This window comes from Actinoallomurus soli, from assembly GCF_024055715.1.
Taxonomy (GTDB): domain Bacteria; phylum Actinomycetota; class Actinomycetes; order Streptosporangiales; family Streptosporangiaceae; genus Actinoallomurus; species Actinoallomurus soli.
The window spans coordinates 309,268-322,380 of record NZ_JAMXMV010000007.1 but is presented as its reverse complement, the minus strand read 5'-3'; the positions used below and the strand labels follow the sequence as shown (position 1 = coordinate 322,380).

Below are 13,113 nucleotides of genomic sequence, written 5' to 3'. Positions count from 1 at the left end.
TAAGTCATACTTATGCATAACAGCATGTACTTTCGAAGGAACGAGGACCAGTGAGCACTACAGCCATCACCGGCGCGCGCGTCTTCGACGGGGAGCGGGTGCTCCCAGAGAGCACCGTCCTGGTCGAGGGAGGACGGATCGTCTCCGTCGGCGGCGACGTGCCCGCAGGCGCGCACATCGTCGACGCCAACGGGGGGACGCTGCTGCCCGGCCTGTTCGACGCCCATGTCCACACCTCCGAGCAGGCGCTGGCGTACGCGCTGAGGTTCGGGGTGACGACCGAGCTGGAGATGCAGGGACGGTGGACGAAGCACAACCGGGCCCACATCGGCGAGGACGACTCCCTGGCGGACGTCCGCTCCGCTGGGTTCGGCATCACCCCGCCCGGCGGACACCCCAGTGAGCTGTTCCCCGAGGGCTTCCGCCCGGGAGGGGACGATCGCTCCGCCTTCGCCGACGTCGTGATGCCGTTCTCGACCACCCCAGAGGAGGCGGTGGGCTTCATCCCGAAGCTGGTGGCGGCGGGATCGGACTACATCAAGTTCATGGTCGACGACGGTACGGTCGAGGGCCATCCGGGCCTGCCGATGCTCGACCAGGCCACGTTGAACGCCGGCGTCGCCGAAGCCCACCGGCACGGGATGCTGACCGTCGCGCACACGCTCACCGTCGACGCGACGCGCATGGCGATCGAGGCCGGCATCGACGGCCTCGTCCACCTGTTCATGGACCGACCGCACGATGCGGAGATCATCGAGCTGATCGCGGAATCGGGGGCGTTCGTCGTGCCCTGCGTCGTCCTCGACGCGTCGATGATGGGCATCACCGGCGCGGGCCTGGCGGACGACCCGCGCGTCGGCACGCGCCTTGACGAGGCGTGGCTGACGACGCTGCGCAGCAGCTTCGACCGATACCCGCAGGGGCGCATCGAGGACGTACTGGACTCGGTTCGGGCGCTGCACGCCGCGGGCGTCGACCTCATCGTCGGAACCGACGCCTCGTTCCCGCTGCCCTTCCTGGGCGGTCTCGCCCACGGTGCCAGCGTCCACCAGGAGCTGCAGTACCTGGTCCAGGCGGGCCTGACCCCCATCGAGGCCCTGCGCGCCGCGACCAGCGTCCCCGCCCGCCGCTTCCGCCTCGGCGACCGGGGCCGCATCGCGGCCGGTCACCGCGCCGACCTGCTCCTCGTCGACGGTGACCCCACGGCCGACATCTCCGACACCCTCAACATCCGCGCCGTATGGCGCCGCGGCGTACGGCTCGCGGACGGCTGACCGGCTTCGCGCGGTGGAGTGATCGTGCCTGACGGCCGGCGGGCGGTGAAACGATGCGCTCGGGGAGGTGGTGGAAGTGAGCACCTGGTACAAGAGCTCCTACAGTGGAAACGGACCGGACCACGTCGAGATCTCCGTGACCGATCTGCGGGCATGATTCCACGGGTGAGAGATTCACTCACGGGAGCGTGAAGGTGTCGGAGCGATCAGGAGGACCGTTCGGCGGCCGGCGTCCGACCAGCCACGAGCGGATGACGGGACGGCCCTGGGACGCGTCCTACCACGACGGCCCCGCGCCGTGGGACATCGGCCGGCCGCAGCCGGCGTTCGTCCGGGTGGCGTCCGCGGGCGGGTTCGCCGGAACGGTGCTCGACGCGGGCTGCGGGACCGGCGAGAATGCGCTTCACGTCGCCTCGCTGGGGCTGCCGGTTCTCGGTTTCGACGTGGCCGAGACCGCACTGGCGATCGCCCGTAAGAAGGCCGAGGACCGGGGGATCGAGGCCGAGTTCGTCGCCGCCGACGCGTTCGAGCTGGGGGGTCTGGGACGCAGGTTCGACACCGTGCTCGACTGCGGACTGTTCCACACCTTCGATCGCGACGAGCGGCCGGAGTACGTCGCGAGCCTGGCGTCGGTGACCGAGCACGGCGGAACCCTGTACGTCCTGTGCTTCAGCGACGACGGTCCCGACACCGGCCCGCACCCCGTCAGCCGGGAGGACCTGGAAGCGGCTTTCACCCCTGGCAGCGGATGGAGCGTCGTCGCCATCCGACCGGACCGGATCCAGACGATGATCCACGACGACGGCGCGCCGGCCCACCTCGCGACGATCAACCGTATTCAGCATCGCCGTCGATGTTGACGGGATGGGACGCGTGAACAGGGCGAGACCTGGTTCACGCGGCGGCGAGGCGGCCACATCGGCGGCGACCTGGTCGCTGCGGCGGCGAAACGGTGCCTCGGCGACGGACTGCTGCTGTTCTGCGCTCGTCGAAAGCCGACCAACGCCATCGAATCGGGCACTCCAGCGTGCGCCGGGACGCCGGCCGAGTGGCTCGTGCGGCCGCCTGGATCCAGGACGCCCCAAGGCGCCGTACGAATGACGAACGCCCCGCCCAGGTCTGTTCCTGGACGGGGCGCTCGGGCCTCGCGGGTTACAGGGGGATGTTGCCGTGGGCGCCCCGGGCGGGGGTCGCCTCGGCGATGGCCTGCGCGATCGCGCGCCGGGTCTTGGCCGGCTCGATGATCTCGTCGATCACGCCGAGGTCATGGGCCCGCTCCACGCCACCGGCGATCTTCACGTGCTCGGCGGCGAGCTGCTCCTCCAGCGCGTGCCGCTCCTCCTCCGGGGCGGCGGCCAGCTTGCGGCGGTGCAGGATGCGCACGGCGGCGACCGCGCCCATCACGGCGATCTCCGCGGTCGGCCAGGCGAAGACGCGCGTCGCGCCCAGCGCGCGGGAGTTCATCGCGATGTACGCGCCGCCGTACGACTTGCGGGTCACGAGCGTGACGCGCGGCACGACCGCCTCCGCGAAGGCGTGCAGCAGCTTCGCGCCGCGCCGTACGACGCCGTCATGCTCCTGGCCGACGCCCGGCAGGTAGCCGGGGACGTCCACGATGACGACGAGCGGCACCCCGAACGCGTCGCACATCCGCACGAACCGCGACGCCTTCTCCGCCGACGTCGAGTCCAGGCAGCCGCCCAGCCGCATCGGGTTGTTGGCGATGACGCCGACGGTACGGCCGCCGAAACGGCCGAGCGTCGTGACGATGTTCGGCGCCCACTTCGGGTGCAGCTCGATGGCCTCCGCCGGGTCGTCGAGCAGCTTGTTGATGATCGGGTGCACGTCGTACGCGCGGCGGGGGTTGTCGGGCAGCACGCCGCCGAGGTCGATCTCCTCGACCTCTTCGGTCCGCATGCGGCCCTGGTGACCGAGGAGGGACGCGACCCGCCGGGCCTTGACGAGGGCCTCGGTGTCGTCCTTGGCCACGACGTGCACGACGCCGCTGCGCTTGCTGTGCGGCTCCGGCCCGCCGAGGGCCGCCATGTCGACGACCTCGCCGGTGACCGACCGTACGACGTCCGGGCCGGTCACGAAGATGCGGCCGCCCTCGGACAGGATGACGATGTCGGTCAGCGCCGGGCCGTACGCGGCACCGCCGGCGGCGGCGCCGAGCACGACCGAGATCTGCGGGACGACGCCCGACGCCTTGGTCATGGCCGCGAAGACGCGGCCGACGCCGTGCAGGGACTCGACGCCCTCGGCGAGGCGCGCCCCGCCGGAGTGCCACAGACCGATGATCGGCAGCCGTTCCCGTACCGCGTGGTCGTAGGCGTGGACGATGGCCTCGCAGCCCTCGTAGCCCATCGCGCCGCCCTGCACGCGCGGGTCGCTGGCGAACGCCACGACCGGCATGCCCTCGATCCGGCCGACGCCCGCGAGGGCGCCGCTGGTGTCCTCCTCGGTGAGGAGCCGCAGCGACCCCTCGTCGAAGAGCGCCTCCAGGCGGACCCGCGGGTCACGCGGGTCCGGCGCGACGGGCTCGGGGGACGCCGCGGACTCGGGCGTCTGCGTGGCGGACCTGCTGTCGACAACGGTCACGACTCATGCCTCCTCAGCGCGACGGTCACGTTGTGGCCGCCGAATCCGAACGAGTTGTTCAGGGCGGCGGCGGGACCGCCGGGCAGCTTCCGGGGTTCGTCTCGCACGATGTCCAGGTCGACCTCGTCGTCGAGGTTCTCGATGTTGATGGTCGGGGGTACCAGACCCTCGCGCAGGGCGAGGATCGCGGCGATGGACTCGACCGCGCCCGTGCCGCCGAGCAGGTGGCCGGTCATCGACTTGGTGCTGGTGATCGCCACCTGGTGGGCGGCGTCACCGAGCGCCAGCTTGATCGCCTTGATCTCGCCGGTGTCACCGACCGGGGTGGACGTGCCGTGCGCGTTGATGTGCACGATGTCCGACGGCTCCAGGCCGGCGTCGGCCAGCGCGCGGACCATCGCCTTCGACATGCCCTCGGGGTCGTTCGACACGATGTCGACCGCGTCGGCGGAGTAGCCGACACCCGCGGCGATGGCGTAGATCCGGGCTCCGCGCGCCCGCGCGTGCTCCTCCGACTCCAGGATGAGGATCCCGGAGCCCTCGCCGAGCACGAAGCCGTCCCGGTCCTTGTCGTACGGGCGCGAGGCGTGGTCGGGGTCGTCATTGCGCGTGGACATCGCGCGCATCGACCCGAACGCGGCGAGGTTGAGCCGGTGGATCGCGGCCTCGGTGCCGCCGGCGATGACGACGTCGGCCCGCCCGGACCGGATCATGTCGATGCCGTAGCCGATCGCCTCCGCGCTGGACGCGCAGGCGCTGGCGAGCGCGTGTGCGCCGGCCTTCGCCCCGAACTCGATGCTGACGACTCCGGCGCCGCCGTTCGGCATCAGCATCGGGACGGCGAACGGCGAGACCCGCTGCCAGCCCTTCTCGTTCAGGATGTCGTAGTTGTCGAGGGTCGTGATGATCCCGCCGATCCCCGACGAGACGACTGCGCCGACCCGGTCACCGTCGACCTGGAAGCCCGCCTCGTCGCCGAACGCGAAGCCGGCGTCCAGCCAGGCTTCGCGGGCGGCGATGAGGGCGAACTGCTGGCAACGGTCCAGCCGGCGCAGCCGATGCCTCGGCAGGACCTCGGAGGGTTCCACCGCGATCGGAGCCGCGATCCGCACCGAGAGGCTCTCCGCCCACTCGGCGGTGAGCCGCTTCACACCGGACCGGCCCGCCAGCAGAGCGGACCAGGTCGATGCCACGTCGCCGCCGAGAGGCGTAGTAGCGCCGAGTCCGGTCACGACGACGGAGGTACTCATATGGTCACGCTCTCCCTTGCTGCTCGACTTCAGGCAGAGACGCCCTTGTTCTGCACGTAGACGACGACGTCCTTGACCGTCTTGAGGTTCTTCAGCTCGTCGTCGGGGATCTCGACGCCGAACTTGTCCTGCGCGGCGACGGCGATCTCGACCATCGACAGCGAGTCGATGTCCAGGTCGTCGACGAAGGACTTGTCCGGGGTCACCTCGGACGGGTCGACGCCCGCGATCTCCTCGATGATCTCGCCGAGGCCGTCGAGGATCTCCTTCTCGGAAAGAGCAGCCATGGGGTAGTTCTCCATTTCCTGTTGTTGCGATGTGTGCTTCGAAGGGAGTTCAGGGGAACGACGCGCGTACGGCCCGGCCCTACGGGATCCGGACCACCTGCGCGGCGTAGGTCATGCCGGCGCCGAAGCCGATGAGCAGGGCCGGCGCGCCGGACGGCACGTCACCGCGTTCGATCATGCGGGACAGCGCCAGGGGGATCGAGGCGGCCGAGGTGTTGCCGGCGTTCACGATGTCGTCGGCGACGATGGCGTTCTCGGCCTTGAGCTTACGCGCGATCGCCTCGACGATGCGCAGGTTCGCCTGGTGCGGGATGAACGCGGCCAGCTCGGACGGGTCGACGCCCGCGCGCTCGCACGCCTCCCGCGCGATCGGGTGCAGCGCCGTCGTCGCCCACCGGAAGACGGCCTGCCCTTCCTGGTACAGGAAGCTGTTCCGGTCCTTGATGTAGATCCGGCTCGCCAGGTCACCGGCGCTGCCCCAGACGACGGGGCCGACGGCCGCGTCCTCGGAGCCGGTCACCACCGCGGCGCCCGCGCCGTCGGCGAAGATGATGCAGGTCGAGCGGTCCGTCCAGTCCACCCACTGCGACAGCTTCTCCGCGCCGACCACCAGCACGTTGCGCGCGGAGCCGGCGCGGACCGCGTCGGAGGCGTTGGACAGCGCGTAGCAGAAGCCCGCGCAGGCCGCGTTGACGTCGTACGCCCCGGGCGCGGTGATGCCGAGCCGGTCGGCCACGCTCGCCGACGCGTTGGGGATCTGCGCCTCCTGGGTGCAGGTCGCGACGATGACCAGGTCGATGTCGTCCGGGGACAGGCCGCTGCCGGCCAGGGCCTTGCCGCCGGCCTGGACGGCCATGTCGACGACCGACTCCTCCGGGCCCGCGATGCGGCGCTGCTTGATGCCGACGCGGCTCTGGATCCACTCGTCGTTGGTGTCCACCGTCTTGGCGAGGTCGTCGTTGGTGACGACGTTCGACGGCTGGTAGTGGCCGAACGCGAGGATGCGCGCCCCGGGGGCGCCGGTACGAAGCTGGAATGACGTCACGCGTTCTCCAAAGTGTCGTCGCCGGCGCGCGTCTCCTCGATGAGGGCGCGCGCCTTGTCGAGGTCGCCGGGCGTCTTCAGCGCGACCGGCTGCACACCGGGCAGCGCGCGCCGGGCGAGGCCGACGAGAGTGCCCGCGGGGGGCAGTTCGATGATCGCCGTGACGCCGAGGTCCGCCATCGTCGCCATGCATGAGTCCCAGCGCACCGGTGCGCTGACCTGCTCGACGAGACGGGCGACGAAGTCGGGGCCGTGGTCCACGACGGCGCCGTCGCGGTTGGAGAGCAGCCGGGTGACGGGGTCGGCCACCGGCATGCCCGGGGTGATCCGCCGCAGCGTGTCGACCGCGGGGGCCATGTGATGGGTGTGGAAGGCTCCGGCCACCGACAGCGGACGCAGCCGCGCGCCGGCGGGCGGCTCCTCCGCGAACGCGGCCAGCTGCTCTTTCGTGCCGGCCGCCACCACCTGACCGGCGCCGTTGGCGTTCGCCGGGGTGAGGCCGTGCTTCTCGATGGCCGCGAGGACCTCCTGGGCGTCGCCGCCGAGCACGGCGGTCATGCCGGTCTCGGTGACGGCGGCCGCCTCGGCCATCGCCCGGCCCCGCTCCCGTACGAGCACCATGGCGGACTCGGGGGAGATGACACCGGCGATCGCGGCGGCGGCGAGCTCGCCCACGCTGTGCCCGGCCGTCACGTCCGGCTTGATGCCCAGCGCCTCGTACGCCACGAGCGCGGAGGCGACCAGGAGAGGCTGCGCGACGGCGGTGTCGCGGATCTCGTCCGCGTCGGCGGTGGTGCCGTAGCGGATCAGGTCGAGGCCGGTGACGGCGGACCACCATGCGAGACGGTCGGCGACGCCCGGCAGTTCGAGCCAGGCGTTGAGGAATCCCGGGGTCTGGGCGCCCTGCCCGGGCGCGGCGATGACGAGCACGCACTCAACCATGCACTGTAGGACTCCGCCATGTTCATGCGGTGAGGTACGAATCTCCGGCGGCGAGCCTTGTGAGGGTTCTACAAGGCGCCGCGCTGTCGGTCACAGTGAAGCGGGCCGGTCGGCGAAACGCCCGAGAACCAGGGCGATGCGGAGAGTGAACGCCGCCCGGCCGTCGGCGGGGACGTATCCGGTCAGCTCGGTGACCCGGCGCAGGCGGTACCGGACCGTGTTGGGGTGCACGAACAACAGCCGCGCGGTCGCCTCCAGCGATGAGCCCTGCTCCAGGTAGGTCGTCAGCGTGTCGAGGAGCGGGGCCCCGGCCGCGCGCAGCGGTTCGTAGACCTCCTCCACGAGGAACGCCCGCGCGTCCGGGTCGCCGTCGAGGGCGCGCTCGGCGAGCAGGTCCCCGGCGAACACCGGCCGCGGTGCGTCCGGCCAGCCCGCCACGGCCCGCAGCCCGGCCAGCGCCGCCCGCGCGGACATCGTGGCGGCGTACAGGTCGTCGACGCGCGGCCCGATCACCACCGCGCCCGGGCCGAACTTGGAGGTGAACGGCTTGGCCGCCGCGAGCGGGTCGTCCTCGACACCGCCGACGATGACGATGAGGCGGCTGCCCTGCACCCCCGCGAGCACGTCGACGCGCGCCCGGCGGGAGGCGATGCGGATGTCGTCGATGATGGCCTCGGGCTCGTCCTCGGGGGTGTTGCCCGCCATGACGGCCACCGACGTCGACGCCCAGCCGAGCGCGGCGGCCCACGAGTGCAGCGACTCGTCGACCTCGCCGCGCAGCAGCGCGTCGACGATGAGCGCCTCCAGCCGGGCGTCCCACGCGCCACGGGTCTCCGCCGCCCGCGCGTACACCTGGGCCGCGCCGAAGGCGACCTCGCGGGTGTAGCGCAGGATGGCCTCGCGCAACTGCGTCTCGCCGCCGGGAGCCGCGAGCTCGTTCACCTGCGCCTCGACGACGTCGATGACGACCCGGACGATCTCGACGGTCTGCTGGAGGCGGACGGCCCGCATCAGCTCGCGCGGCGCGGTGCCGAACACCTCACCGGCGATGGCGGGCCGGATCTTCTCCTCGTGCTTGAACCACTCGACGAACCCGGCGATGCCCGCCTGGGCGACCAGGCCGACCCAGGAGCGGTACTCCGCCGACATCGCGCGGAACCACGGGAGGCGCTCCTCCATGCTGGCCGTCGCGGCGGTGCCCAGCGCCCCCATGGCCTGTTCGAGCCGCTCAGTGGTCTGTTCGCGGGTGTCGAGGTCTTTCTGCACGCGAACAGCCTCCCACTCCTCAGGCGCGTCGTCGGCAGCGCCTCCGACCACATGTCACATGCGTCCCCTCGAACCTGCGGAACACCGCCAGGCACACGGCCAGCACCGACGCGAAGGCCGGCAGCCACGCCATCCGGGCCGCGATCCAGCTCCAGTGGTCGGGGACGTCGTGCAGTCCGGGCAGCCTACCGAAGGGCCTGGTCGCCAAGGTCACCAGCATGAACGAGGTCTGGTGCCAGCAGAAGACCGTCATCGCCGACAGGTTCACGAGCGCCACGGGCGCCCAGGCCATGGGGCGCCGCATCCAGCGCGCCAGCCGGTCCCGCAGCAGGAGCGCGGCGCCGACCTGCGCGAGCCCGAACGCCACCGCCACCGCCGTCGGCGGGCTGAGGTTGGACACCCGCGCGCCCGGCACGCCGACCATGCTCGCCGGATAGCCGGCGAACGCCACGAGCGCCACCCCGGCCGCCGCCCCGCCGGCGAGGAGGGCCAGGGCCGTACGCCGCGAGCCGAGCCGGCCGTTCGCCCAGGAGATGCCGAGCAGGTACGGCACCGCCCACGCGGCGGGAACGTTCAGCCAGCCGAGCCAGGCGGGACCGCCCAGGCCGAACCTGACCAGGTCGACCCCGCACACCACGGCCGCCGCCACCACCGCCGTGTACGGCCCGCGGCGGACGAGCAGCGGGGTGAGCGCGGTCAGGCCGATGAAGACGCACAGGAACCACAGCGGGCTGTACATGAGACGGACCAGCGGCATCGGGTCCGTCCCGGTCGCCGCGAGCAGGAGGGCGAGCGGCGCCCAGGCCGCCACCAGCACGGCCGGGGGCCGGCACAGCCGCACGACGCGGGAGCGGACCCACGCGCCGGTGCTCTGCGGGCGGCGCAGGCTCCTGGCCGCGGAGTACCCGCCGACGAAGAAGAACAGCGCGAGCGTCTGCAGCGCCCAGGACACCGGGGCCAGCGACGGCAGGAACGCCAGCGGGCTGCGCGCGCTCCACGTCCGTCCGCCGCCCGGAGCCGCCGCGGCGACGAGCGCGGTGACCAGCCAGTGTCCGAGGACGACCCCGAGGATGGCGTAGGCCCGCAGCGCGTCCACGGCCCGGTCGCGGTGCTCGGGAGTGGCCGCGTCGAGGCGCCCGGCCAGGGCGCGGAACGACCCGCGCCGCGGCCGCTCGCCCCGCCGGGGCGCCCGGGCGGGCCCGGCACCGGGTGGGGCGGCGCCGCGGACTGGTCCGGCATCGGGTACGGCGGGAGCACGGAGGCCGGGTCCGGCATCGGGTACGGCAGGAGGACGGAGGCCGGGTCCGGCCGCGGGCACGGCGGGAGCGCCGAGGACGGGTTCAGCGGGCACGGGACACCTCCGCGCCGCGGCCGAGGGCGATCAGGGCCAGGTTGCGCAGGGCGATCCCGCCCGGCCGGAGGTAGTCGCTGTGGCCGCCGTTCCCGGCCGCGAACACGCGCGCGCCGAAGCCCCGGCCGACGGGGTCCGCGCCGAAGCCCAGCCCGAGCACCCGGACCTTCGGCACGTACGCCATCCAGTCGCCGGACCCGCGTCCCGCCCACACCCGCGCCCGGGTGCGCAGGTCCGCCGCGGAGGAGACGGCCATCCCCGGGCTGCCGAAGACCGCGATGTCGGCCGCCTCGACGTCATGGGCGGCCCGCCCGCAGACCACCGAGCCGTAGCTGTGGCACAGCAGGCTCACCGCGGTGCCATGGGCGTTCAGGGTGTCGACGAGCGGCCGCAGGGCGCGGGCGCCCTGGTCGGCGCGGGTGGTGGTCGCGACGTCCAGGCTGATGGTGCGCGGGGCGCTGTAGCCGAGCCAGGCGATGACGGCCAGCCGGGCGTGCGGGTCGATCTGCCGGGCCTCGGCCAGCACCGCCCGCGCCCCGCCGCCGGGGGAGGCGGTGCCCCGGGAGTCGAAGCTGTGCAGCGTGGTGTCCGAGCCGGGGACCAGGATCGCCACGCGCCGCGCCGTGGCCAGGTCGCCGACGACCTCGACGGCACGGCCGCGTGGGTCGAACGCGACGAACGTCCGGCCCGGCGAGGCCAGCGGCGCCAGCCGTGGATCGCGCCGGGCGGCGGTCTCGATCGCCTGCCGCTCCGCGGCGTACCGCGCGGCGAGCGCGCCCTCGGTCGGCGCGGGCAGCGGCTGTACGGGCGGTGGCGGCACGGAGGCGTGGCCGCCGGCGGCCCCGGTCGTGAGCATGACGCCGCCGGCGACGAGGGTGACGAGTGCTGCCCGGCGCTTGTTCACGGGCCCGTCCTTCCTGATCAGCGAATGATCAGGAAGCTACGGATCGTCCGTTGTCGCCCGCGTCCCCCCGGAGACCGCACTTGCCGCGTACATCCCCGGTAGGGGGTGGATGACCTGTCTTTCCGGTCGGCCGGGCCGGTCGCGCGCCGGGTGGAGGCGGCCTGCCGGGCCGGGCCGGTCACTCGCCGGGGCGCACCAGTCCGGTCTCGTACGCGTAGACCACGGCCTGGGTGCGGTCGCGCAGTCCCAGTTTCATGAGGATGCGGCCGACGTGCGTCTTGACCGTCTGCTCGGCGACGACGAGGCGTTCGGCGATCTCGGCGTTGGACAGACCGCGCGCGACCAGGCCGAGCACCTCGGTCTCCCGGTCCGTCAGGCCCTCCAGCCGCTTGCGGTCCGGCGCCTTCGGCGCGCCCAGCCGCGCGAACTCCGCGATCAGCCGCCGGGTCACGGTCGGCGCCAGCAGCGCCTCGCCCGCCGCGACCACGCGGACCGCGTCCGACAGTTCCTGAGCCGAGGCGTCCTTGAGGAGGAAGCCGCTGGCCCCGGCACGCAGGGCCTCGTACACGTAGTCGTCCAGGTCGAACGTCGTCAGCACCAGGACGCCGGGATGGTCCGGCCACCCGGTGATCCGGCGGGTGGCCGCGAGGCCGTCGAGGACCGGCATCCGGACGTCCATCAGCACCACGTCGGGCCGCAGGTCGGCGGTCTTGCGCACGGCCTCCTCCCCGTTGACGGCCTCGCCGACCACCTCGATGTCCGGCTGGGCGTTCAGCAGGATCGAGAAGCCGGACCGCACCATTCCCTGGTCGTCGGCGATGAGTACGCGGATGCTCATGGGTCCCTTTCTCCGGGGGTTCCGCTCAGGGGGCATGCTCAGTCGGTCGATGGCACGGACACCGGACTCAGCGGGAGGGCCACGGTGACGAGGAAGCCACCGTCGGGGGTGGGACCCGCGCTGAGCTCGCCGCCGAGCATCGCGGCCCGTTCGCGCATGCCGACCAGGCCGTGACCGCCGCCCGCCCGTACGTCACCGTCCGGCCGGCTCCCCGGCCCGTTGCGCACCAGCAGCCGCAGCAGGTCCGGCTCGTAGGCGATCTCCACGCGCACCGACGCGCCCGGCGCGTGCCGCATCGCGTTGCTCAGCGACTCCTGCAGGATCCGGTAGGCCGACAGCCCGACGCCGCCGGGCAGGATCGGCGGCTCCCCGGTCACGGACGTCTCGACGCTGAGCCCGCCGGCGCGCGCCGAGGCGATGACCTCCTCCAGGCGTTCCAGACCCGGCTGCGGCGCGGTCTGCGCGGCCGGATCGGTGCGCAGCACGCCGAGGATCCGGCGCAGCTCGGTGAGCCCCTCCAGCGCGCTGGACCGGATGTCGGCGAAGCTCTCGGCCAGCTCCGGCGGCGGGTCGGCGACCTTGTACGGCGCGGCCTCCGCCTGAATGGCGATCACCGACATGTGGTGGGCGACGACGTCGTGCAGCTCCCGCGCGATCCGCTGCCGCTCCTGCAGCACGGCCGTCTCCGCCTCGTGCCGGGCCTCCTGCTCGGCCAGTTCCCGCTTGGTGGTGCGGCGGAGCCGGACGGCGTACCCGAGCAGGAGCGGCACGGCGCACAGCAGCGCGAACGCCTTGGTCGGCGGATCGAGGACCGTGCAGGCGAGGGTCGAGACGATCATGGCGCGGACGGTCACCCTGCGCTCGCAGCGCACCGCCAGCGCGTACAGGCACAGCAGGTAGACGACGCCGAGCGTCGGCAGGTACGGCGCGCCGTGCGTCACGCGCGGACGGATGACGACGGCCGCGACCAGCATCATCAGGAAGGACAGCCGCCAGGCGGCCAGCGGGCGGCTGCGGCGCAGCAGGAGCGGGACCACGCCGCCGAAGGCCACCAGCGCCAGGATGAGCGGGGAGGTCGGGCCGCCGGAGTGGGGGTGGGGCGACTGCAACTGGGCGTATCCGCTGAGAGCCAGGATCAGCGCCAGCGGCGGTTCCAGCGCGAGCGGGACCCGCACCGAGCCGATCCTCAGCCGGCGAGGTCCGGGTCCCGGCGGGTCGGTACGGCCTCCGATGAGGACGGCCGGCACCGGGCGCAGGAACTCGTAGAGCGCTCTGCGTCGTCCACCGGCCATGGGCAGAGCGTACGGCCGGGTCCGGGCCCGGCTCGTACCCCTTCGGAGCGATTCGCGGATGCTA

Annotated in this window: 12 protein-coding genes; 2 read left to right on the top strand and 10 right to left on the bottom strand. The window is 72.8% G+C overall.

The window, feature by feature from the left end:
* Positions 1-50: 50 nt before the first annotated feature.
* Both NDW01_RS20210 and NDW01_RS20205 read left to right on the top strand, forming a co-directional pair.
* A complete protein-coding gene (locus NDW01_RS20210) occupies positions 51-1,274 on the top strand; it encodes an amidohydrolase family protein (RefSeq protein ID WP_252822783.1) in 1,224 nt (407 codons plus the stop codon).
* A gap of 251 nt (positions 1,275-1,525) precedes the next feature.
* On the top strand, positions 1,526-2,134 hold the full coding sequence (locus tag NDW01_RS20205) for a class I SAM-dependent methyltransferase (protein ID WP_252822781.1): 609 nt from the start codon (positions 1,526-1,528) through the stop codon (positions 2,132-2,134).
* Positions 2,135-2,426: 292 nt separating this feature from the next.
* Here NDW01_RS20205 and NDW01_RS20200 read toward each other — a convergent pair whose 3' ends face one another.
* From NDW01_RS20200 to NDW01_RS20155, 10 genes are all read right to left on the bottom strand, one after another.
* Complete coding sequence (locus NDW01_RS20200) at positions 2,427-3,875, bottom strand: acyl-CoA carboxylase subunit beta (RefSeq protein WP_252822779.1); 1,449 nt, start codon at positions 3,873-3,875, stop codon at positions 2,427-2,429.
* Positions 3,872-5,125: a beta-ketoacyl-ACP synthase II gene (gene fabF / locus NDW01_RS20195; RefSeq protein WP_252822777.1), complete on the bottom strand. Its 1,254-nt coding sequence runs from the start codon at positions 5,123-5,125 to the stop codon at positions 3,872-3,874. The genes NDW01_RS20200 and fabF overlap by 4 nt, the downstream gene beginning before the upstream one ends.
* Before the next feature lie 29 nt (positions 5,126-5,154).
* Positions 5,155-5,412: an acyl carrier protein gene (locus tag NDW01_RS20190; RefSeq protein WP_252778552.1), complete on the bottom strand. Its 258-nt coding sequence runs from the start codon at positions 5,410-5,412 to the stop codon at positions 5,155-5,157.
* Positions 5,413-5,491: 79 nt separating this feature from the next.
* Positions 5,492-6,457 (bottom strand): beta-ketoacyl-ACP synthase III, encoded by a 966-nt coding sequence (locus NDW01_RS20185; protein ID WP_252822775.1) that lies wholly within the window; start codon positions 6,455-6,457, stop codon positions 5,492-5,494.
* Positions 6,454-7,386: an ACP S-malonyltransferase gene (locus NDW01_RS20180; protein ID WP_252822773.1), complete on the bottom strand. Its 933-nt coding sequence runs from the start codon at positions 7,384-7,386 to the stop codon at positions 6,454-6,456. Before NDW01_RS20180 ends, NDW01_RS20185 begins: the two co-directional genes overlap by 4 nt.
* Before the next feature lie 102 nt (positions 7,387-7,488).
* Positions 7,489-8,610, bottom strand: coding sequence for a PucR family transcriptional regulator (locus tag NDW01_RS20175; RefSeq protein ID WP_252778838.1), 1,122 nt, complete (start codon positions 8,608-8,610; stop codon positions 7,489-7,491).
* 73 nt (positions 8,611-8,683) lie between these two features.
* Positions 8,684-10,015, bottom strand: a complete 1,332-nt coding sequence (locus NDW01_RS20170; RefSeq protein WP_252822772.1) for an acyltransferase family protein — start codon at positions 10,013-10,015, stop codon at positions 8,684-8,686.
* Positions 10,005-10,919, bottom strand: a complete 915-nt coding sequence (locus tag NDW01_RS20165; RefSeq protein WP_252822770.1) for an alpha/beta hydrolase — start codon at positions 10,917-10,919, stop codon at positions 10,005-10,007. The genes NDW01_RS20170 and NDW01_RS20165 overlap by 11 nt, the downstream gene beginning before the upstream one ends.
* Positions 10,920-11,097: 178 nt before the next feature.
* Complete coding sequence (locus NDW01_RS20160; protein ID WP_252778548.1) at positions 11,098-11,757, bottom strand: response regulator; 660 nt, start codon at positions 11,755-11,757, stop codon at positions 11,098-11,100.
* Between the two features lie 38 nt (positions 11,758-11,795).
* Positions 11,796-13,049, bottom strand: a complete 1,254-nt coding sequence (locus NDW01_RS20155; RefSeq protein ID WP_252822769.1) for a sensor histidine kinase — start codon at positions 13,047-13,049, stop codon at positions 11,796-11,798.
* Positions 13,050-13,113 lie beyond the last annotated feature (64 nt).

Coding starts and splice junctions, on each gene's coding strand:
- NDW01_RS20205 (WP_252822781.1), top strand. CDS start 1,526: ATGACGGGACGGCCCTGGGACGCGTCCTACCACGACGGCCCCGCGCCG.
- fabF (WP_252822777.1), bottom strand. CDS start 5,125: ATGAGTACCTCCGTCGTCGTGACCGGACTCGGCGCTACTACGCCTCTC.
- NDW01_RS20190 (WP_252778552.1), bottom strand. CDS start 5,412: ATGGCTGCTCTTTCCGAGAAGGAGATCCTCGACGGCCTCGGCGAGATC.
- NDW01_RS20175 (WP_252778838.1), bottom strand. CDS start 8,610: ATGGGGGCGCTGGGCACCGCCGCGACGGCCAGCATGGAGGAGCGCCTC.
- NDW01_RS20160 (WP_252778548.1), bottom strand. CDS start 11,757: ATGAGCATCCGCGTACTCATCGCCGACGACCAGGGAATGGTGCGGTCC.
- NDW01_RS20155 (WP_252822769.1), bottom strand. CDS start 13,049: ATGGCCGGTGGACGACGCAGAGCGCTCTACGAGTTCCTGCGCCCGGTG.